This window comes from Pantoea trifolii, from assembly GCF_024506435.1.
Taxonomy (GTDB): Bacteria; Pseudomonadota; Gammaproteobacteria; order Enterobacterales; family Enterobacteriaceae; genus Pantoea; species Pantoea trifolii.
Genome location: NZ_JANIET010000001.1, coordinates 2897884 through 2918298, shown reverse-complemented (window position 1 = coordinate 2918298; position 20415 = coordinate 2897884). Strand labels below are relative to the sequence as shown.

Here is a 20415-nt window from a genome sequence, read left to right as displayed (position 1 = left end):
GACCTGTTTGGCAATGATGCCCCGGTCAAAAATTACAGGTGATTGCAATGAGCAAAGCGCAGCCGCTGCTGACGCGTCAGGGCGAACGTATCGCCATAACCCACGGATTACGCACCCCTTTTGCCCGTCAGGCGACCGATTTTCACGGCATTCCCGCGCTGGAGTTGGGACGCATGGTGATCAGCGAACTAGTGGCGCGCAGTGAATTACCGGTCGAGATTATCGATCAACTGGTGTTTGGCCAGGTGGTGCAGATGCCGGAAGCGCCGAATATTGCGCGTGAAATTGTTCTGAGCAGCGGACTAAGCGTACATACCGATGCGTATAGCGTCAGTCGCGCCTGCGCCACCAGTTTTCAGGCGGTGGCAAACGTGACGGAAAGTTTGATGGCGGGCACCATTGATGTCGGCATTGCCGGTGGCGCGGATTCATCCTCGGTGCTGCCGATTGGCGTCAGTAAAACGCTGGCGCGTGCGCTGGTGGATCTCAACAAAGCGCGCAGCTTCAGCCAAAAACTCAGCATCCTGCGTCGTTTGCGTCCGCGCGATTTGTTGCCAGTGCCACCGGCGGTGGCGGAGTATTCCACTGGCTTACGCATGGGCGATACCGCCGAGCAGATGGCGAAAAGCCACGGCATCACCCGTGAACAGCAGGATGCGTTAGCGCTGCGTTCGCACCAGCATGCGGCGCGCGCCTGGCAATCGGGCGTACTCACTCAGGAAGTGATGCCGGCGTTTGTGCCGCCGTGGAAAGCGCCCATCGAGCAAGACAACAATATTCGCTTCAACGCCAGCGCCGCCGATTATGCCAAACTGCGCCCGGCATTTGATCGTCGCCACGGTTCGGTGACCGCCGCCAACAGCACGCCGCTGACCGATGGCGCCGCAGCGGTGATCCTGATGCGTGAAGGGCGCGCGCGCGAACTCGGCATTCAGCCGCTTGGCTATCTGCGCAGCTACGCCTTTACGGCGATTGATGTCTGGCAGGACATGTTGCTCGGTCCGGCGTACGCTTCGCCGTTGGCGCTGGACCGCGCCGGCATCACGCTCAACGATCTGACGCTGATTGATATGCACGAAGCCTTTGCCGCACAAACCTTAGCCAACCTGAAAATGTTCCGTGACGAACGCTTTGCGCGCGAGGTGCTGAATCGTCCGCATGCGTTAGGCGAAGTGAATGAAGAACGCTTTAACGTGCTCGGCGGATCGATTGCTTATGGTCATCCGTTTGCTGCCACCGGCGCGCGCATGATCACACAAACGCTGCACGAACTGCGGCGGCGCGGCGGCGGTTTAGGATTGGTCACCGCCTGTGCGGCGGGCGGCCTGGGCACAGCAATGGTTCTGGAGGCCGAATAATGAGCGAATCCGCCTTTCATTTACATATGCGCCTCGACCATGTCGGTGTGATTACCATCGATGTGCCGGGCGAGAAGATGAACACGCTGAAGGCCGAGTTTGTGCCGCAGATCAAAGCGGTGCTGGATGACGCGCGCAGCCATCAGGATTTAGCCGGATTAGTGTTGATCTCCGGCAAGCCAGACAACTTTGTTGCCGGTGCGGATATCAGCATGATCGCCAGCTGCAAAACGGCTGAAGAAGCTGAAGCGCTGGCAAAGCAGGGACAAGATGTGATGGCGATGATTGCCGCGCTGCCGTTTCCGGTGGTGGCGGCGATTCACGGTGCCTGCCTTGGCGGCGGCCTCGAACTGGCGCTGGCCTGCGATGCGCGCATCTGTTCGCTGGATGACAAAACGCGCCTCGGTTTGCCGGAGGTACAGCTCGGTTTGCTGCCGGGTTCTGGCGGTACGCAACGTTTGCCGCGCCTGATTGGCGTGCAGCAGGCGCTGCCGCTGATTCTCACTGGCAAACAGCTGCGTGCCAAACAGGCGCTCAAACTCGGGATTGTGGATGACGCGGTGCCGCAATCGATTCTGCTGGAAACGGCAATTGCACGCGTACATAAAGGAAAAGGCGCACGCCGGGAACTTTCGCGCCGCGATCGTTTACTGCAAGGACCGATTGCGCGTCAGGTGCTGTTTTCACTGGCACAGCGTCAAACCCACAGCAAAACCCAGGGCAACTATCCTGCGGCTGACCGTATTCTTGAAGTGGTGCGCATCGGTCTGGAGCAGGGCAGCAGTGCCGGACATGAAGCGGAAGCGCGCGCCTTTGGACAACTGGCGATGACGCCAGAATCGGCCGCGCTGCGCAGCCTGTTCTTCGCCTCAACTGCCTTAAAGAAAGACTCGATGGCCAGTGTTGAACCGCAAGCGCTGAAGCAGATTGGCGTGCTTGGCGGCGGATTGATGGGCGGCGGCATTGCCAGCGTCACGGCGCTGAAAGCCGGTTTGCCGGTGCGCATTAAAGACATCAATCTCGTCGGTGTGAATCATGCACTGCAATACAGCTGGGACTTGTTGAGCAACAAGGTGAAGCGGCGTCAGCTGAAAGCGGCCGAACGTCAGCAGCAGATGGCGCGCATTAGCGGCGGCAACGATTATCAAGGATTCAGCCAGCGCGATCTGGTGATCGAAGCGGTATTTGAGGATCTGGCGCTCAAGCAGCAGATGGTCAGCGAAATCGAAAGCCATTGCCAGCCGCACACCATATTTGCCTCCAATACCTCGTCGCTACCGATTGCCGACATTGCCGCCCATGCGCAGCGACCGGAAAATATTATCGGCCTGCATTACTTCAGCCCGGTGGACAAAATGCCGCTGGTGGAGGTGATTCCGCATGCCAATACCTCAGCGCAAACGCTGGCGAACACGGTGCAGCTGGCGCGTCAGCAGGGCAAAACAGCGGTGGTGGTGGCGGATCGTCCCGGCTTTTACGTTAACCGCATTCTCGCACCCTATATAAATGAAGCGATGCACTGTTTGCAGGAGGGTGAGCCGATCGAGCATATCGATCGCGCTTTAGTGAAATTCGGTTTTCCGGTTGGGCCGCTGCAGCTGCTGGATGAAGTGGGCATTGATGTCGGCAGCAAAATCAGCCCGATTCTCGAGCAGGCTTACGGTTCTCGCTTCAGCGCACCCAACGCCGCGAACGCCATTCTGGCTGATGGCAGAAAAGGGCGTAAGAACCACAAAGGGTTCTACCTCTACCAACGTTCGCGCTGGCCGGGCAAGCGCAAAGCCGATGCGTCAATCTACACGCTGTTGAACATCAAACCGCAGGCGAAGCAGAGCGAAGCGCAGATTGCTGAGCGCTGCGTATTGATGATGCTGAACGAAGCGGCACGCTGTTTGGATGAAGCGGTGATCCGCAACGCGCGGGATGGCGATATTGCGGCGGTGTTTGGCATCGGCTTCCCGCCGTTCCTTGGCGGTCCGTTCCGCTATATGGATCAGCGCGGCATTGGCGATATCGTCAAAGCATTAAGCTCATTAATGCAGCAACACGGCGAGCGTTTTGCGCCAAGTGAAGCGCTGATCGCAATGTCAGAACAGCAAACGAATTTTTACACTTCTGCACAATCGTGAATAGGCGCACAGATTCAGCGGGTTAGTTAGAGGGCTGCGCAGCGGTAAGCGCAGCACCATTCTGAGATATGCTTATTTAATAAACAACCGGTTGACTATACTGAAGCCATTGGGGTAAAACACACCGTTCATTCGCAGAATGAAGCGTCTGGTGCTGTGGTACCGGGCGATATCGACAAACAACAGCGGTGCTTTATGCAAGTTTTTATCATGCGTCATGGCGACGCAGCTCTGGAAGCAGCGAGTGATTCAGTTCGACCTCTCACCCTCTGTGGCTGTGATGAATCGAGAGCGATGGCGAGTTGGCTCAACAGCAAAACGCCAGCAATCGATCGGGTATTAGTGAGTCCGTATCTGCGCGCCGAGCAAACGCTGGCAACGGTACGTGAAACGCTGAAGTTGCCGGAAGGGCAGGATGTGTTGCCGGAACTGACGCCAGGCGGCGATCCCGCTATGGTAGCCAGCTATTTGCAGGTGCTGGCGCAGAAAGGGGTTAAATCGGCGCTGGTGATTTCACACTTGCCGCTGGTGGGTTATCTGGTTTCTGAACTCTGCCCGCAGGAAGCGCCGCCGATGTTCGCGACCTCTGCGATAGCCTGTGTGAACTTTGATGCAGAGGCCTGCGAAGGCAAGCTGGAGTGGCAGGTCAGCCCGTCAAAATTGGCTAAAGCAATTTAATTCTCTGAAATTGCAACTACTGTGGGCCGCATTCGCGGCCCTATCCTTTTGTAGCGCGGCACGTCACGGCAGTTCAGGCGGCTGCCACTCTTCCACTTCTATCAGCACCAGCAGCGCGGCGTCTCCGCCGAACATTTTCGGTGCCTGATGAAACGCCATCACATGCGGATGTTGTGCCAGCCACAGCGGTGTTTGCTGCTTGAGGATATGTTTACCGTGTCCGGTCATGACGCTGGCGCAGAACAGATGCTCACGACGGCAGACGGCGATTAGCGCGCCGAGCTCCTGCTTGGCCTGCATCTGCGTTAAGCCATGCAGATCGAGAAAAATTTCCGGCGTGTAATCGCCACGACGCAGCTTCTTCTGCTCGTAGTGGCTCACATCGGCGCGCACATAGCGTACCGGACCTTCGCTGGACAGCAGCGGCTGAAACTCGTCAGAGAAATAATGACTGTTATCGGCTTGCTCTGATATCAGGCGTTTCAACGGCAGTTGGCGCGTTTTCACCACCGGTTTGTGCACGATGGTGTCCTGTTTCAGCTTGCGCGTTCCGGTCATTAACTGGCGAAACATTTGCTGATCGTCCTGGCTTAGCGGCGTTTTTTTACTCATGGCTCGGTGATAAGTTAAGAAAAAGCTGGTAAACAGCCGGTGGCATACCTTAACCGTTACTGTTAACAAATGTCAGCTTTTTCACCTCGCTGCGCTGAATTCTGCCCGGCTTCGTGGCACACTATCGGCCGATTGATTTTATGGCCTGCGGAGGGCTACGTGGACAAGATATTCGTCGATGAGGCAGTGAATGAACTGCACACCATTCAGGACATGCTGCGCTGGGCTGTCAGCCGTTTTTCGGCGGCAGGCATTTGGTACGGCCACGGCACGGATAATCCCTGGGACGAAGCCGTCCAACTGGTTCTGCCCACGCTGTGGCTGCCGCTGGATATTCCAGAAGATATGCGCAATGCGCGCCTGACTGCCAGCGAGCGTCATCGCATTGTTGAGCGCGTGATTCGCCGCGTCAACGAGCGCATTCCGGTGGCGTATCTCACCAACAAAGCCTGGTTCTGCGGCCACGAATTTTACGTTGATGAGCGCGTATTAGTGCCGCGTTCACCGATTGGTGAACTGATTGAGAACCGTTTTGCCGGTTTGATCGGCGAGTCACCTCATCACATTCTCGATATGTGCACCGGCAGCGGCTGCATCGCCATTGCCTGCGCTTACGCCTTCCCGGAAGCGGAAGTGGATGCGGTGGATATCTCCACCGATGCGCTGGCGGTTGCCGAGCAGAACATCGAAGAGCACGGCCTGCTGAACCACGTAACCCCAATCCGCGCCGATCTGTTCCGTAATTTGCCGCCGGTGAAATACGATCTGATCGTCACCAATCCACCTTACGTGGATGCGGAAGATATGGACGATCTGCCGAACGAATATCGCCACGAGCCGGAACTGGGTCTGGCAGCGGGCAGCGACGGCCTGAAACTGGTGCGCCGTATTCTGGCTTGTGCGCCAGATTACCTCACCGAACAAGGCGTGCTGATTTGCGAAGTCGGTAACAGCATGGTGCACATGATCGATCAGTACCCAGACGTGCCGTTTACCTGGCTGGAGTTTGATAACGGCGGTGACGGCGTGTTTATGCTGACGCGCGAGCAAATCGTCGCGGCACAGCATCACTTCTCATTCTACAAAGACTAAATAAGAGGGCGAGCGCTCGCCCGCAACATCGCAACAAGGAACCAGCATGGCCGGAAACAGCATCGGACAAGTTTTTCGCGTAACCACTTTTGGCGAGTCGCATGGTATTGCGCTGGGCTGCATCGTTGACGGTGTGCCGCCCGGCATTCCGCTGACGGAAGCCGACATTCAGCACGATCTCGATCGTCGTCGTCCTGGCACGTCGCGCTACACCACACAGCGCCGCGAGCCGGATCAGGTGAAAATTTTGTCCGGCGTGTTTGAGGGCGTGACGACGGGAACCTCAATCGGTCTGCTGATTGAGAACACCGACCAGCGTTCACAGGATTACGGCGCAATCAAAGATCTGTTCCGTCCTGGCCATGCCGATTATACCTACGAGCAGAAATACGGCCTGCGCGACTATCGTGGCGGCGGACGCTCTTCGGCGCGTGAAACCGCCATGCGCGTAGCGGCCGGTGCGATTGCTAAGAAGTATTTGCAGATGAAGCACGGCATTGTGGTGCGCGGCTATCTGGCGCAGATTGGCGATGTGGCTTGTGAACTGAAAGACTGGAACATCGTGGAAGAGAACCCGTTCTTCTGCCCGGATGCCTCGAAGCTGGAAGCGCTGGATGAACTGATGCGTGGCCTAAAAAAAGAGGGCGACTCCATCGGTGCGAAAGTCACCGTGCTGGCAGAGAACGTGCCGCCGGGATTGGGCGAGCCGGTATTTGATCGTCTGGATGCGGATTTGGCGCATGCGCTGATGAGCATCAACGCGGTGAAAGGCGTGGAAATTGGCGACGGTTTCGCGGTGATCAACCAGCGCGGCAGCCAGCATCGCGATGAGATTCGTGCCAACGGTTTCCAGAGCAACCACGCCGGCGGCATTTTAGGCGGCATCAGTAGCGGCCAAACTATCAGCGCCAATCTGGCGATGAAACCGACCTCCAGTATTACCGTGCCGGGCAACACCATCACCCGCGACGGCGAAGAAGTCGAGATGATCACCAAAGGTCGTCACGATCCCTGCGTTGGTATTCGCGCGGTGCCCATTGCCGAAGCGATGATGGCGATTGTGTTGATGGATCACCTGCTGCGCCAGCGTGCGCAAAACGGTGACGTCAACAGCAGCGTACCGCGCTGGTAAGCCTGATGATGCGCCGTCTGCTCATCACCTGTGCCGCGCTGTTATGCAGTGCGGCCGCCGTTGCCGCCACGCCGTGGCAGCAAATTCATCAGCCGATTGCCGGCAGCCCGCAGTCGATTGGCGGCTTCGCCAATGGCTGTATTGTCGGTGCGCAGCAGCTGCCGCTTAACTCAGCCAATTATCAGGTGATGCGTCAGGATCAGCGCCGCTACTTCGGCCATCCCGATCTGATCGCCTTTATTCAGCGTCTCAGCACCCAGGTTCATCAGCTTCAGCTGGGGCAAGTGCTGATTGGCGATATGGGCATGGCGGCGGGCGGCCGTTTTAGCAGCGGCCACGCCAGCCATCAAACGGGTCTGGATGTTGATATCTGGCTGCAGCTGCCGAAAACCCGCTGGACGGCGCAGCAATTGCTCAAGCCGCAGCCGCTCGATCTGGTTTCTGCCGATGATAAGCAGGTGATCGCACGTCACTGGCAACCACAAATTGATAGCCTGATTAAACTGGCAGCGAAAGACGACGAAGTAACGCGTATCTTCGTCAATCCAGCGATTAAACGGCAGCTTTGTGCCGATGCCGGTAGCGATCGCGCGTGGCTAAATAAGGTACGTCCGTGGTTTGCCCATCGCGCGCACATGCATGTGCGTTTGCGCTGCCCGGCGGGCAGTCTGGAGTGTGAAGATCAGGCGCCTCAACCGGCAGGCGATGGCTGTGGCGCAGAGCTGGATAGCTGGTTCCTGCCGAAAAAACCAGGCAGCACGCCGCCGGTGAAGAAAACGCCGCCGCCACTACCGCCGTCCTGTCAGGCGCTGTTAGATAAACATCTTCTGTAGGTATCTCAATGGATTGGTTTGTTGTCAGCCCGCTGGTGCTCGGCGTGCTGTTTTTCGTGGCGGTGCTGGCGGCGTTTATCGACTCGATCGCGGGCGGTGGTGGATTGCTTACCGTGCCGTCATTGCTGGCGGCCGGACTCTCTCCAGCGCAGGCGTTAGCCACCAATAAGTTGCAATCGGTCGGTGGTTCGTTCTCTGCCAGCCTCTACTTCATTCGTCGCGGCGCGGTAAAGCTGAACGAGCAGTGGCTGAATATCGCCATGACCTTTCTCGGCGCCGTGGCCGGCACTATCCTGATCCAACATCTGCAAGCCGACGTGCTGCGCCAAATCTTGCCGCTGTTGTTGATCTGCATCGGTTTGTGGTTCCTGCTGATGCCGCGTTTGGGTGAAGCCGATCGCGAACGTCGTCTGCACGGTTTGCCCTATGCGCTGGTGGGCGGCGGCTGCGTCGGCTTCTACGACGGCTTCTTTGGTCCCGGTGCCGGCTCATTCTATGCGCTGGCCTTCGTTACGCTGTGCGGCTTCAATCTGGCGAAAGCCACTGCCCACGCCAAAATCCTAAATTTCACCTCGAATTTTGGCAGTCTGCTGTTCTTTATGTTCGGCGGCAAAGTGGTGTGGGGCACCGGCGCGATTATGCTGCTCGGCGCCGTTATCGGCGCGCGTCTCGGCGCCAGGCTGGTGTTGAGCCGCGGTCAGAAACTGATTCGCCCCATGGTGGTGCTCGTTTCTGCGGTAATGAGCGCCAAATTGTTATGGGACAGTCATGGCGCAGAATTGATGGCCTGGCTGTCCACGCTTTAATCCAACACTCGTCAAGACCGGCTGCCAATGCGACAATGGCGCCGGTTTTTTTAAAGATTAAAAATTATGAGTACAACACACCATTACGATCAGCTGATTGCCATCTTTGATGGCTGCTTCGTTGACGATTTTCAGACCCGTCTAATTAAAGGCGACGACGAACCTATTTATCTTCCAGCGGATGAAACCTCCCCGTGGAATCGCGTGGTGTTCGCACACGGCTACTACGCCAGCGGACTGCATGAAATTTCCCACTGGTGCATTGCCGGTGAAGCGCGCCGCAAGCTGGTGGATTTTGGTTATTGGTATTGCCCGGACGGACGCGATGCGCAAACGCAGAGCCAGTTCGAAGCAGTTGAGGTGAAACCGCAGGCGCTGGAGTGGTTGTTCTGCGTGGCGGCGGGCTTTCCCTTCAACGTCAGTTGTGACAATCTCGAAGGCGATTGTGAGCCAGATCGCATTGCGTTTCAGCGCAAGGTTCATGCGCAGGTGATGACGTATCTGGAGCAGGGCATTCCGCTGCGACCGGCCCGTTTCATTGATGCACTGACGAATTATTACGGCACGCCGGCACTGACGGCGGCACAATTCCCCTGGCCGGAAGATCTGTAATCCGCGAAGGTTATAAGAAGAGAGGAAGAGATGATCGTAGAATTTGAAACCCGAATTCTGGCCCTGATTGACGATATGGTCGATCACGCCAGCGATGACGAGTTGTTTGCGGGCGGCTATCTGCGTGGTCATCTGACCCTGGCAGTGGCGGAGATTGAGCTGAGCGGTGAACACACGCCGGAAGCGCTGCAAACTCACGTTACTAACAGCCTGCAAAAAGCCATTGCTGCCGGTGAACTGTCGCCACGCGATCAGGCGCTGGTCACCGGCATGTGGGACAATTTGTTCCTGCAGGCACGTCAAACCGCTTAACGTCTCGGGGCGATCGCTCGCCCCGCAGATTATCGACCCGCTTTTTTACCCTTCAGCAGTTTTCGTACCCAGTAGCGATTTGGATTCATCGCCGCCAGCGTGGCTGCATCCAGCGGTTGCGGCTCGCCGCTCATCTGCGCCGCCAGCACTTCGGCCGCCAGCGGTGCGCTGCATAAGCCACGCGAACCTAATGCGCCCAACACAAACAAATCGTTATGCACCGGCGCATCGTCCACGTTTGTCGCGCGCGCACGCTGCTCCGGCAAGTCGGCATACTGCGCCAGGGTGGCGTCATAATCCGGCGCGCTGCCGCTCATCGGCAGATGATCGCGCGTGGCACAGCGCACGCCGTTGCGCGCCTGGTTATCTGACACATCAACCTGCTGCGGCCATTGGCTTTCCGGCAAACAGTTGATCAGCCGCTGGCGATTCTCCTGCTGATCGTCGGCGCGGAAATCCGTCGCGGTTTCGCCGCGATGATAGCTAGCGCCGATGCAATGGGTGGCGAAGTTCGGGCTGACCGGCGTGAGATAGCCGTCGTAACACAGCACGGTGCGCAGCGCGCCTAATGACGGATTGGTCGGCGCGTGGCTCACCTGTCCCGCCACCGCGTATACTGGCAGCATTTTGCTTTGTTCGAGATCCAGCAGCGCGTGACCATTCGCCAGCACCACTTGGGGATGTTGCACTGGCGGCTGCTGGCTAAAGTGCAGCGTCCAGTTATCTTCATCGCGCGTTAACTGCGTGACGCGATGCAGCCAGTGAAGGCGTAATCCCAGCGATTGCGCGTATTCCAGCAAATTGCTGGTTAGCTGAGAAGGCGACAGCCAGCCGCCCTGCGGATAGAAAATTCCGCCAAGGCTGAGTTCGACGCCCGCCAGCTGTTGCGCTTCTTCTTTATTAACGCCGTAGGCGATCTCATGCGGCAGTGCCATGTTGAGCATCTGCTTGATTTTCTCCGCGCTTTTGCTATCCCAGCCCAACTGCAACACACCGCTCCAGTCATGCTCAAACTCCACTGGCAGCCGATCGTACAGGCGACGGGCAAAACCAAAAGCCGCCGGGAAGAAGGTGGCCAGCGCGGGATCGTGCTGGTTCAGCAGCGGATAGAGCGCGCCCTGACGATTGCCGGAGGCGCCCAGCGCAGGCGCATCATCCGCGCAATAGAGCGTCACGCGCCAACCGCGTCGCAACAGCGCCAGCGCCAATACGGCACTGGCGACGCCGCCGCCAATCAGCGCCACATCCTGGCTGCTGGCCGGCGGGCGCGCATACCACGGCTGGCTGTGCGGCAATTCAGCAGCCTGTTCCATTACGCCGACCAGCATTTCACGCTTGTGAGCAAAGCCTTTGCGCTTCTGCATGCTGAAACCGGCGTCCTGCAACCCGCGACGCACAAACCCCGACGCGGTGAAGGTTGCCAGCGTGCCGCCTGGACGGGCGAGGCGCGCCATCGCGGCGAACAGCTCTGGCGTCCACATCTCCGGATTTTTCGCTGGCGCGAAGCCATCAAGGAACCACGCATCCACCTGACGATTAAGACTGTCATCAAAGGTGTGAATTAGCGCGTTAATATCACCAAGCCAGAGATCCAGCGTGACTTCGCCGCCATTAAACAGCAGGCGCTGACAACCCGGCAACGCCTGCGGCCACTGCTGTTGCAGCTGTTCGGCCCACGGCTGCAGCTCCGGCCAATGGGCATGCGCGGCAGCGAGATCAGCGTGCGTCAGCGGGAATTTCTCGCAGCTAATAAAGTGCAGACGCTGCAAAGTGGCGTTGGGTTGCTCATTACGGAAGCGATCGAAGGCTTGCCACAGGGTGAGAAAGTTCAGACCAGTCCCAAAACCGCTCTCGGCGACAATAAATAAATCGCGCGCATGTGCGGCAAAACGGTGTGGGATGTGGTTGCCAGCGAGGAACACATAGCGCGTTTCCTCCAGTCCATTATCGTTGGAGAAATAGACGTCGCCGAACGCTCGGGACACAGGTGTACCCTGTTCATTCCAGTTTATTTGGGCGTGTTCAACCGGGGTTAATTTCACGGGGAAAGGCTCATATTTCAGGCAGTGGCGCGAGTTTAGCGATAGACGTCACATGACGCAAATTTACAAAAGGAAATGGCTGATCGGACTTGTTCGGCTTACAACTGTACGCTAGAGTGCACGTCATCCAAATATGTGGAACGAGGATTATTGAATGAAACGTGCAGTGATTACTGGCCTGGGTATTGTTTCCAGCATTGGTAATAACCAGCAAGAAGTGCTGGCTTCTCTGCGTGAAGGCCGTTCCGGTATTACTTTCTCTGAAGAGATGAGAGATGCCGGTATGCGCAGCCACGTATGGGGCAACGTCAAACTGGATACCAACGGGCTCATCGATCGCAAAATCGTGCGTTTTATGAGTGATGCCTCTATTTATGCTTACCTTTCCATGGCCGAAGCGATCAAAGATTCTGGCCTGACTGAAGAGCAGTATCAGCAGAATCCACGTGTCGGTCTGATTGCCGGTTCTGGCGGCGGTTCTCCGCGTTATCAGGTATTTGGTGCTGACGCGATGCGTAGCCCACGCGGCCTGAAAGCGGTTGGTCCTTATGTGGTGACCAAAGCGATGGGTTCAGGTGTGTCTGCTTGCCTGGCAACCCCGTTCAAAATTCACGGCGTGAACTACTCCATCAGCTCAGCCTGTGCCACGTCTGCACACTGCATAGGTAACGCGGTTGAGCAGATTCAGCTGGGTAAACAGGACATCGTATTTGCTGGCGGCGGCGAAGAGCTGAGCTGGGAAATGGCCTGTGAGTTCGATGCGATGGGCGCACTGTCGACCAAATACAACGAAACCCCAGAAAAAGCCTCACGTACTTACGATGCCAACCGTGACGGTTTCGTCATCGCCGGCGGCGGCGGTATGGTGGTGGTTGAAGAGCTGGAACACGCTCTGGCACGTGGTGCACACATCTACGCTGAGATCGTTGGCTACGGCGCAACCTCAGATGGCGCAGATATGGTGGCTCCTTCAGGCGAAGGCGCAGTGCGCTGCATGAAGATGGCGATGCAAGGTCTCGATACCCCAATCGATTACCTCAACACCCACGGCACTTCTACGCCGGTTGGTGATGTAAAAGAGCTGGGTGCGATTCGTGAAGTGTTCGGCGACAACTGCCCATCACTGTCTGCTACCAAAGCCATGACCGGTCACTCACTGGGTGCGGCGGGCGTGCAGGAAGCGATCTACACCTTGCTGATGCTGGAGCACGGTTTCATCGCACCAAGCATCAATGTGGAAGAGCTGGATGAAGCGGGTAAAGGTCTGAACATCGTGACCAAGCCAACTGAAAAAGCGCTGACCACCGTGATGTCGAACAGCTTCGGTTTCGGCGGCACCAACGCCACCTTAACAATGCGTAAGTTGCCAGCATAATCCCGTAGGGTCGCCATTTATGGCGACCAAATTATGCAAGCACTATCACAAGGGCCGGTTATCCGGCCTTTGTTGTTTTGACAATCCACCTTCTGCTTACCTACACTCTCACTCCATCCGAAATAAAATTATCACTTCACACTAACGTGAACCAAATATGCCGTTTCTGTTTTGGCAGCAAGCGCGTGTCTGGTTAGTACAAGGAGTTCGACCCTTCATGACCACGACTGCTGACGCGCAGACGCAATCCGTTATGCCGCTGGCCTGCACCTCATTTGCGGTGTTCCTCACTTATCTGACCGCTGGCCTCGCGCTGCCGGTGATCCCGCTGTATGTCCATCATGAACTTGGCATGAGTAACCTGATGGTTGGCGTGGCAGTGGGGATTCAGTTCTTTGCCACGCTGTTAACGCGCAGCTTTGCCGGACGTCGTGCCGATCAGCACGGTGCAAAACTCACCACCCAGCACGGCATGCTGGCCATCGCGCTGGTGGGCGTGGCGTATCTGGCGGCGGCGTTGTTACCGGTTTCTCCATGGACGAAGTTTGGTTTGCTGGCGGTGGGGCGCTTGCTGTTAGGATTCGGCGAAAGCCTGCTGCTGACCGGCAATCTGACCTGGGGCATGGGATTGGTGGGCAGCAAACGTTCCGGATTAGTAATGTCGTGGAACGGCATGGCGATTTACGGATCGCTGGCGGCTGGTGCACCGCTCGGCTTGCTGATCAATCAGCACGGCGGTTTTGCTGCGTTAGGCGCTGTCGCGCTGGTTCTGCCGTTGTTGGCGCTGGGGATCAACAGTTGGATTGATAAAGTGCCGGTCGCCGGTGGCGATCGGCCATCGCTGTTCAGCGTAGTGAAAATTATCTTTCAGCCGGGATTGGCGCTGGCGCTGCAGGGCACCGGCTTTGCGGTAATCGGTACCTTTACGTCACTCTATTTTGCTGCGGAAAATTGGGGCAATGCCGGTTTCGCGCTGACCGCTTTTGGCTGTGCGTTTGTGCTGGTGCGCGTGTTCTTTGGCGGCTTGCCGGATCGTCACGGTGGCGTAAAAGTGGCGATGGTCTCTTTGCTGGTGGAAACTGCCGGCTTGCTGCTGCTGGCGTTCGCCAGTTCCGGCTGGATGGCGCTGATTGGCGCGGCCCTGACCGGCTGTGGCTGCTCGCTGATCTTCCCGGCGCTGGGCGTTGAAGTGATTAAGCGCGTATCGCCACAGATTCGCGGCACCGCGCTTGGCGGTTTCTCGGCATTTCAGGATATCGCCTACGGTGCCAGCGGCCCGTTGACCGGCTTGCTGGCGACGGCGCTGGGTTACGGATCGGTCTATGTCGCGGGTGCCTGCTGTGCGGCGCTGGGTATTCTGGTCACCTGGACGTTTGCACGGAGTGCGACAACAGCGTAACCAGCTTATCGCAGGCGCTGACAATCTCACCGGGCGTCAGCGCGGCAAAGCCCAGCAGCCAGCCCGCTTGCTGCACTTCACCGGCATAAAGCGGCGACAGGCGCGGCAGCAGCAATCCGACTTCGCTGGCTTGTTGCGTGAGTCGCGCTTCATCTCCTTGCAACAGCTGTACCGTCAACTGTAAGCCGCCCGCCGCTGGCAGCGGTTTGAGCCACAGTTGCAGGCGCGTTTCAATTTGCGCCAGCAAGCAGTCACGTCGGCTGCGATAAAGCTGGCGCATCAGGCGCAAATGGCTGGCGAAATGGCCTTGCTGCAGAAACTCCGCGCATATCGCCTGCGGCAGCAACGCGCTGTGACCATCCATCACGCTGCGCGCGCGGCCCAACGGCTCCACCAGTTGTGGCGGCACCACTATCCACGCCAGCCGCAACGACGGGAACAGCGTTTTGGAAAAGGTACCCAGGCAAATCACCCGGCCATCTGCGGCTAATCCTTGCAGCGCCGGAGCGGGGCGATCCTCGTAGTGAAATTCGCTGTCGTAATCGTCCTCGATCGGCCAGCCATCCTGCTGTTGCGCCCACGCCAGCCACTGCAAGCGCCGCGCCAGGCTCATGGCTGTGCCGGTGGGATGATGATGCGCCGGTGTCAGATAGACCAGTTTCGCGCTGCCGCTCAGCGGCACTGCACCTTCAGCATCCAGCGGCATGGCGCGACAGCGCGCCCCGGCGGCAAGAAACGCATTGCGCGCGCCGGGATAACCCGGCTCTTCCAGCCACACTTCGTCACCCGCATCGAGGAACATCAGCGCCAGCAACTGCAGCGCCTGCTGCGAGCTGGTGAGGATCACCACTTGTTCCGCCGTGCAGCGTACGCCGCGGGACAGTGCCAGATAATCCGCCACCGCTTGCCGCAGCGACGGCAATCCAAGCGGATCGCCGTAACCCATCACTTTGCTGCCCAGCGAGCGCTGAACCTGATTGCTGATACGACGCCACTGCGCGTGCGGGAAAGCGCGTAACTCGGGCGAACCGGCGGCAAAGGCGTGAGGAAAGGGCGGATCCTGACAGCCGCCGGTTGCCAAAACCTGCTGGCCGCGCCGGGAAAAGTGTGGTGAGCGCTCGATACGGGGTTTCTGGGTGGGCGACGCCATGCGAATTGACACAAACGTTCCGCGCCCAGCGTGACGCTGCAGATAACCTTCGCTCTCTAACTGTGCGTAAGCCGCCTCCACCGTAACGCGCGACAGCGATAAATCGCTGGCTAACTGGCGGCTGGACGGCAACTTCTGCTCATGGCGCAGATGCCCGTTGGCGATGGCCTGACGCAAGGTATTGCACAGTCGCTCACGTAAACCGCCTTGGGTTTGATGGCTAAACAGCGCGAGAAATGAAGTGGTCACAATGGTCTTATCACTATGCTGGAAGTGGTATCAATATGCAGACCACTTTGCCGTAAACTGGCTGGAAATCACAACAGGAGAATGCGATGTCAGCGGTTTTGAAATTTGCCCCAGCCAGCGCCAGTGAGAGCGTGACGTATCTGCAACATAAACTGGCGTACTACACCGATGCGTGGGATTTAGCGGAGGATCTGGCGCAGGGCATCACGGCAATTGTGGTGATTGATGCGCGTTCTGACGAGGTGTATCAGGCAGGCCATATTTGCGGAGCTCTCTCTTTTCCGCATCGCACCATGAATGCGGAATCCACTGCGCATCTCGATCGCAGCAAAGTTTACATCACCTATTGCGACGGCATCGGTTGTAACGGTTCAACCAAAGCTGCGCTCAAGCTGGCGTCGTTGGGTTTTCAGGTCAAGGAGTTGATTGGCGGGCTGGATTTCTGGAAGCGCGATGGCCATCCAATGGCGTGGGGCGCGGCAGCGGGTGAATGGCCGCACGCCACGTCCGCTGCCAACTGCGGCTGCTAGATAAACAGCCACAGCAGGAAGATAAACAGGAGGATACCGGCAATCAGCGTGAGTGCCGGACGCTGGGCCAGCGGCTGCGGCAGCATCTGAATAAACGGCGACCAGATTGGCTGCGGACGAATTTGGCTATCGGCCAGCGGCTGCTCATGCAGTTTCTCTGCGCGGCGGCTAAACAGCAGATTCAGCAGATCCTGCGTCTGCGCTGGCGTCAGCACGGTGGTCGGCAGCGCCTGGAAACGTTGCTGGCTGTAATCTTCCAGCAATCGCTGCTCATCGTGTGTTAACGGCTGGCGCAGCGAGGTTTCCAGCATCTGCAAAGTCGGCGCACTGTGCTGAGCCAGCGTCTGGCGCACCTGCAAATACTGCGTCAGCAGCGGGAAGTGGCGTGATGGAATTGGATCGCCACTTTTCAGCTGCACCAGCTTCAGCGTATCGGTCAGCAGTTTCACCGGCGATTCACCGGTTTTTGCCGCAAGACGCGTAACCTGCTGATTCAGCGATTGCTGCTCTGCTGGCAGCAAGCTGCGATCGGACACGCGCGTTTGCTGCGGCTGCGGGATCGCCATCTGGCCGTTTTGCAACATGGTCAGCACCTGACGCAGCTGATCCTGCGACAACGCGCTCAACACCGTTTGATTAAACTGCTGACGAATAAATTCGCTCACCGCCTGGCGATTATTGCCCTGCGGCAATTTCTCCAGCAGCTGTTGCAGCAGCTGGCGCGTAGCGAGGCTGTTTTGCACCTGGGTTAAGCGCCCATTGAGATGCTGTTCCGCCGCCGGGAAGTGGCGCGATTGCAGCTCCGCTTCACTCTTCACCCCAACTTCGTGCCGCACGCCAGCCCAGAGTTCCGGCGCTTTCAGCGTACTCAAAGACATGATGCGCACAATCAGGCGTTCCAGCGTGGTGCGCTGGGCAGGAGAAAGCGGCTGCTCACCGGCTGGACCGCCAGGACGCGTCGGGCCAGTGGCCTGAGATAAAGGGGAACGATCGCCCGCGGGCACACCGGGACCGCTGAGAGGTTGCATGGCGGAATCCTTGAAAACGGGTCAGATCCGGGTGCGCCGGAAAAAAGAGGCCACATGATAGCAAAAGCCCCCAGGAAATCCACGGGGGCTGCGGCCTTTCCGGATAATAAAATCAGGCGGCGGGATCGGCAAGGGTTGCGCTACGTGGCTTACGCAGCGGGGTTTTCAGACGTTGCGCCAGAATAACGCCGACTAACGTCATGCCACCGCCAATCCAGTGATAGGCGTGCAGCTGCTCATGCAGGAACATCACGGCAATAATGGCCGTAAACGCCGGTACGAAATTCATAAAAATGCTGGTGGTGCTGGCACCCAGACGCTGCACGCCAAGGATCCAAAGGAATGGTGCGATGATCGACGCAAACAGCCCCGCATACAGCACCAGCGGCAGATTGTGCATGTTGAGCGTGACATCCGGCGCGCGTAGGAAGCCAGGCAGCAACAGCAGCACGCCAAAGAAAATCTGCACATACAGGCTTTGCCAGGTTGGCAGCGGAATCGCCCAGCGTTTGGTCAGCACGCCGTACAAGGCGTAGGAAGTGGACGCTGCCAGCATCATCAATTCACCATTGCCGAGCCGTTGATTCAGCAACTGTGCCGGATTACCTTCGCTCACCAGCCACACCAAACCGGCGAAAGACAGCAAGCCGCCAATCAAAATGCCGCGCGTCGGCGCAAGGCGCAGCACCACCAGGCTGAGCAAAATGGTCAATAGCGGAATGGTCGCGCCAAGAATCCCCATCATCACCGCAGAAACGCTGTGCGCTGCGTAATAAGCGAGGCTTTGATACAGCACCATGCCGAGCAGGCCGAGGATCAGCAATCGCCAGCCATTGGCTTTAATGGTGTGACGATGGCGCCACACGCCCGGCAGGCAAAACGGTGCCAGCACCACCAGCGCCAGCAGCCAGCGATAAAAGGAGATCGCCGCAGGATCGATACTTCCCGCCGAGAGTTTGCTGACGATAGTGTTGATCGACCAAATCAGCACCGCGATCAGCGGAAACAGTAAATTCATGATACAGCTCCTCAGATAATCGCGAATAGTTTACGTTTGACCGGTTTAAAGCAGATAATTAAAATCGGACAATATTTGTTAGTGACCGGACAGAATGAATCTACAAGTCGAATACCAGCCGCCGATTGATGCGCCCTTGCTGCGCTTCTTCATGCGTTACGATGAGGTCAACGCCAAAACCGAGTACCTCACGCATGCGCATGATTGGGGCCAGGTGATTTTTGTCACCAGCCACGTACTGGAGATGGAAGTGGAGGGTGAACGTCTGCTGACGCCCGCCGATATTCCGATCTGGATCCCGGCCCGCCATCGTCACAGCAGCTACAACCACAACGAGGCGCGTTTTCGTACCTTTAATCTCGCCGCCGATCTCTGCGCGGGCCTGCCGGATAAAGCCTGTTTATTGCATGTCGATGCCATTGGGCACGCCATCATGAATGATTTTGCCCGCCGTGAACTGGAGCAGCCGCAAACGCAAGCCGACTGGCGCATGTGTGAAGTGTTGATTGATCGCCTGCGTCTGGCGCCGGTGCACAACAGCTATTTGCCGATGTCGGATGACAAATTCCTCGCGCCGATTCTGCGCGCGCTCGAAGCGCATCCCGGCGATAACACCACGCTGGCACAATGGGCGAAGCGCGTGTTCACCACCGAGCGTACGCTAGCGCGACGCTGTCAGCAGCAGTTGAATATGTCGTTCAGCGAGTGGCGACAACGTTTACGCTTTCTGCGTGCTATCGCGCTGCTGGAGCAGGGCTGCAGCGTGCAGGGCATCGCGCATGAGTTGGGTTACAGCTCGGCCTCGGCGCTGATTGTGATGTTCCAGCAGCAGGCCGGTACCACGCCGGATCGCTATCGCAGCCGGTTAGGTTAATCCCCGGCTTTATGGCAAAATACGCGCCTCAAATTTTTGCAGACAGGACCGCCGCAGTGAAAATTCTCGTCGATGAAAATATGCCTTATGCCCGTGAACTGTTCAGCCGCACTGGCGATGTTGTGGCGGTGCCGGGACGTCCGTTGCCGGAAGCTGAGCTGCAGGATGCCAGCGGATTGATGGTGCGTTCCGTCACCAAAGTGAATGCGGCGCTACTGGCCGGTACGCCGGTCAAGTTTGTCGGCACTGCGACCGCCGGCACCGATCATATTGATGATGCATCGCTGGCGGCGGCCGGCATCAGCTTCTCTGCGGCGCCTGGCTGTAACGCCATTGCGGTGGTGGAGTATGTGTTCTCGTCGCTGCTGCTGCTGGCGGAGCGCGATGGTTTTGAATTGCGCGATCGTACGGTAGGCATAGTTGGCGTGGGCAATGTCGGCGGCCGCCTGCAGAAGCGTCTGCAGGCCTGGGGCGTGAAAACGCTGCTGTGCGATCCGCCGCGCGCCGATCGTGGCGATCGGGAAACCTTCCATTCGCTGGATGCTCTGGTAGCGCAGGCCGACATCCTAACCTTCCACACGCCGCTGTTTAAAGATGGCCCGTATAAAAGCTGGCATCTGGCCGATGCGGCGCTGCTGATGGCGCTTAAACCCAACACCATTCTGATCAACGCCTGCCGCGGTCCGGTGGTGGATAACGCAGCGCTGCTGGAAGTGCTGAAGATGCGCCACGATCTCAGCGTGGTGCTGGATGTGTGGGAGCCGGAGCCGGATCTGTCGCTCGAGCTGCTGGATAAAGTCGATATCGCCACCGCACACATCGCCGGCTACACGCTGGAAGGTAAAGCGCGCGGCACCACACAGGTGTTTGAAGCCTGGTGCGACTTTATTGGCCAGCCGCAACAGGTGGCGCTGGAAAGCCTGCTGCCCGCACCGGAATTTGGTTCTGTCACCCTGCGCGGCAAGCTCGATCAGCCAACGCTAAAACGCTTGGTGCATCTGGTGTATGATGTGCGCCGCGACGATGCGCCACTGCGTAAAGTGGCGGCAAAGCCAGGCGAGTTTGATCGCCTGCGCAAGCAATATGAAGAGCGTCGTGAATGGTCATCGCTGCAGGTGCATTGCGATGATGCGGAGACGGCGTTGATGCTCAATCAACTTGGCTTCCGCGCCAGTTTGTAAAGAAA

At 57.9% G+C, this 20415-nt stretch carries 19 protein-coding genes; 14 read left to right on the top strand and 5 right to left on the bottom strand.

All coding sequences use genetic code 11. The features are described 5' to 3' along the window. Positions 1-47: 47 nt before the first annotated feature. The 3 genes from fadI to sixA all read left to right on the top strand — a co-directional run bounded on the left by fadI (position 48) and on the right by sixA (position 4165). Positions 48-1358 carry an acetyl-CoA C-acyltransferase FadI gene (gene fadI, locus NQH49_RS13500; protein WP_256697001.1) on the top strand — a complete coding sequence of 437 codons (1311 nt, stop codon included), beginning with the start codon at positions 48-50 and terminating at the stop codon, positions 1356-1358. Continuing rightward, the gene (fadJ, locus tag NQH49_RS13495) at positions 1358-3487 is read left to right on the top strand and encodes a fatty acid oxidation complex subunit alpha FadJ (protein ID WP_256697000.1); all 2130 of its coding nucleotides are present in this window, start codon (positions 1358-1360) and stop codon (positions 3485-3487) included. Before fadI ends, fadJ begins: the two co-directional genes overlap by 1 nt. 195 nt (positions 3488-3682) lie before the next feature. Next, on the top strand, positions 3683-4165 hold the full coding sequence (gene sixA / locus NQH49_RS13490) for a phosphohistidine phosphatase SixA (protein ID WP_256696999.1): 483 nt from the start codon (positions 3683-3685) through the stop codon (positions 4163-4165). Between the two features lie 63 nt (positions 4166-4228). Here the strand turns inward: sixA and smrB are convergent, their stop codons facing one another. After that, positions 4229-4777 (bottom strand): endonuclease SmrB, encoded by a 549-nt coding sequence (gene smrB / locus NQH49_RS13485; RefSeq protein ID WP_256696998.1) that lies wholly within the window; start codon positions 4775-4777, stop codon positions 4229-4231. A 159-nt stretch (positions 4778-4936) separates the two neighbouring features. Between smrB and prmB the strand changes: the two genes are divergently transcribed. From prmB to NQH49_RS13455, 6 genes are all read left to right on the top strand, one after another. Then, on the top strand, positions 4937-5869 hold the full coding sequence (gene prmB / locus NQH49_RS13480) for a 50S ribosomal protein L3 N(5)-glutamine methyltransferase (protein WP_256696997.1): 933 nt from the start codon (positions 4937-4939) through the stop codon (positions 5867-5869). A 46-nt stretch (positions 5870-5915) separates the two neighbouring features. Continuing rightward, on the top strand, positions 5916-7001 hold the full coding sequence (gene aroC, locus NQH49_RS13475) for a chorismate synthase (RefSeq protein WP_256696996.1): 1086 nt from the start codon (positions 5916-5918) through the stop codon (positions 6999-7001). 8 nt (positions 7002-7009) lie between these two features. Further along, positions 7010-7834: a penicillin-insensitive murein endopeptidase gene (gene mepA / locus NQH49_RS13470; RefSeq protein ID WP_256698434.1), complete on the top strand. Its 825-nt coding sequence runs from the start codon at positions 7010-7012 to the stop codon at positions 7832-7834. 8 nt (positions 7835-7842) lie between these two features. Beyond that, entirely contained in the window at positions 7843-8640 is a 798-nt protein-coding gene (locus NQH49_RS13465) for a sulfite exporter TauE/SafE family protein (protein WP_256696994.1), read from the top strand. A gap of 66 nt (positions 8641-8706) precedes the next feature. Beyond that, the gene (locus NQH49_RS13460; protein WP_256699411.1) at positions 8707-9252 is read left to right on the top strand and encodes an elongation factor P hydroxylase; all 546 of its coding nucleotides are present in this window, start codon (positions 8707-8709) and stop codon (positions 9250-9252) included. 30 nt (positions 9253-9282) lie between these two features. Then, the gene (locus NQH49_RS13455; protein ID WP_008101252.1) at positions 9283-9564 is read left to right on the top strand and encodes a YfcL family protein; all 282 of its coding nucleotides are present in this window, start codon (positions 9283-9285) and stop codon (positions 9562-9564) included. Positions 9565-9593: 29 nt separating this feature from the next. Here the strand turns inward: NQH49_RS13455 and mnmC are convergent, their stop codons facing one another. Then, positions 9594-11606 carry a bifunctional tRNA (5-methylaminomethyl-2-thiouridine)(34)-methyltransferase MnmC2/FAD-dependent 5-carboxymethylaminomethyl-2-thiouridine(34) oxidoreductase MnmC1 gene (gene mnmC, locus NQH49_RS13450; protein ID WP_256696993.1) on the bottom strand — a complete coding sequence of 671 codons (2013 nt, stop codon included), beginning with the start codon at positions 11604-11606 and terminating at the stop codon, positions 9594-9596. Positions 11607-11760: 154 nt separating this feature from the next. Between mnmC and fabB the strand changes: the two genes are divergently transcribed. After that, positions 11761-12981: a beta-ketoacyl-ACP synthase I gene (gene fabB, locus NQH49_RS13445; RefSeq protein WP_008101249.1), complete on the top strand. Its 1221-nt coding sequence runs from the start codon at positions 11761-11763 to the stop codon at positions 12979-12981. 217 nt (positions 12982-13198) lie between these two features. Next, positions 13199-14380 carry an MFS transporter gene (locus NQH49_RS13440; RefSeq protein ID WP_256696992.1) on the top strand — a complete coding sequence of 394 codons (1182 nt, stop codon included), beginning with the start codon at positions 13199-13201 and terminating at the stop codon, positions 14378-14380. On the opposite strand, the gene pdxR is transcribed toward NQH49_RS13440, so the two are convergent. After that, complete coding sequence (pdxR, locus tag NQH49_RS13435) at positions 14343-15779, bottom strand: MocR-like pyridoxine biosynthesis transcription factor PdxR (protein WP_256696990.1); 1437 nt, start codon at positions 15777-15779, stop codon at positions 14343-14345. The genes NQH49_RS13440 and pdxR overlap by 38 nt on opposite strands. Positions 15780-15865: 86 nt before the next feature. Here pdxR and NQH49_RS13430 point away from each other — a divergent pair, with 86 nt between their 5' ends. After that, positions 15866-16309 carry a rhodanese-like domain-containing protein gene (locus tag NQH49_RS13430; protein WP_256696989.1) on the top strand — a complete coding sequence of 148 codons (444 nt, stop codon included), beginning with the start codon at positions 15866-15868 and terminating at the stop codon, positions 16307-16309. On the opposite strand, the gene flk is transcribed toward NQH49_RS13430, so the two are convergent. Then, the gene (flk, locus tag NQH49_RS13425; RefSeq protein ID WP_256696988.1) at positions 16306-17337 is read right to left on the bottom strand and encodes a flagella biosynthesis regulator Flk; all 1032 of its coding nucleotides are present in this window, start codon (positions 17335-17337) and stop codon (positions 16306-16308) included. The two genes, NQH49_RS13430 and flk, sit on opposite strands and share 4 nt — an antisense overlap. 112 nt (positions 17338-17449) lie before the next feature. Then, a complete protein-coding gene (locus NQH49_RS13420; protein WP_256696987.1) occupies positions 17450-18355 on the bottom strand; it encodes a DMT family transporter in 906 nt (301 codons plus the stop codon). Positions 18356-18449: 94 nt separating this feature from the next. Between NQH49_RS13420 and NQH49_RS13415 the strand changes: the two genes are divergently transcribed. Then, positions 18450-19229 (top strand): AraC family transcriptional regulator, encoded by a 780-nt coding sequence (locus NQH49_RS13415; RefSeq protein ID WP_256696986.1) that lies wholly within the window; start codon positions 18450-18452, stop codon positions 19227-19229. A gap of 56 nt (positions 19230-19285) precedes the next feature. Then, a complete protein-coding gene (gene pdxB, locus NQH49_RS13410; RefSeq protein WP_256696985.1) occupies positions 19286-20410 on the top strand; it encodes a 4-phosphoerythronate dehydrogenase PdxB in 1125 nt (374 codons plus the stop codon). The last annotated feature ends 5 nt before the right edge of the window (positions 20411-20415 follow it).

Excerpts from the sequence above, each read along its gene's own strand:
- fadI (WP_256697001.1), top strand. The coding sequence starts at position 48 with ATGAGCAAAGCGCAGCCGCTGCTGACGCGTCAGGGCGAACGTATCGCC.
- fadJ (WP_256697000.1), top strand. The coding sequence starts at position 1,358 with ATGAGCGAATCCGCCTTTCATTTACATATGCGCCTCGACCATGTCGGT.
- sixA (WP_256696999.1), top strand. The coding sequence starts at position 3,683 with ATGCAAGTTTTTATCATGCGTCATGGCGACGCAGCTCTGGAAGCAGCG.
- smrB (WP_256696998.1), bottom strand. The coding sequence starts at position 4,777 with ATGAGTAAAAAAACGCCGCTAAGCCAGGACGATCAGCAAATGTTTCGC.
- aroC (WP_256696996.1), top strand. The coding sequence starts at position 5,916 with ATGGCCGGAAACAGCATCGGACAAGTTTTTCGCGTAACCACTTTTGGC.
- mepA (WP_256698434.1), top strand. The coding sequence starts at position 7,010 with ATGCGCCGTCTGCTCATCACCTGTGCCGCGCTGTTATGCAGTGCGGCC.
- NQH49_RS13465 (WP_256696994.1), top strand. The coding sequence starts at position 7,843 with ATGGATTGGTTTGTTGTCAGCCCGCTGGTGCTCGGCGTGCTGTTTTTC.
- NQH49_RS13460 (WP_256699411.1), top strand. The coding sequence starts at position 8,707 with ATGAGTACAACACACCATTACGATCAGCTGATTGCCATCTTTGATGGC.
- NQH49_RS13455 (WP_008101252.1), top strand. The coding sequence starts at position 9,283 with ATGATCGTAGAATTTGAAACCCGAATTCTGGCCCTGATTGACGATATG.
- fabB (WP_008101249.1), top strand. The coding sequence starts at position 11,761 with ATGAAACGTGCAGTGATTACTGGCCTGGGTATTGTTTCCAGCATTGGT.
- NQH49_RS13440 (WP_256696992.1), top strand. The coding sequence starts at position 13,199 with ATGACCACGACTGCTGACGCGCAGACGCAATCCGTTATGCCGCTGGCC.
- NQH49_RS13430 (WP_256696989.1), top strand. The coding sequence starts at position 15,866 with ATGTCAGCGGTTTTGAAATTTGCCCCAGCCAGCGCCAGTGAGAGCGTG.
- flk (WP_256696988.1), bottom strand. The coding sequence starts at position 17,337 with ATGCAACCTCTCAGCGGTCCCGGTGTGCCCGCGGGCGATCGTTCCCCT.
- NQH49_RS13420 (WP_256696987.1), bottom strand. The coding sequence starts at position 18,355 with ATGAATTTACTGTTTCCGCTGATCGCGGTGCTGATTTGGTCGATCAAC.
- NQH49_RS13415 (WP_256696986.1), top strand. The coding sequence starts at position 18,450 with ATGAATCTACAAGTCGAATACCAGCCGCCGATTGATGCGCCCTTGCTG.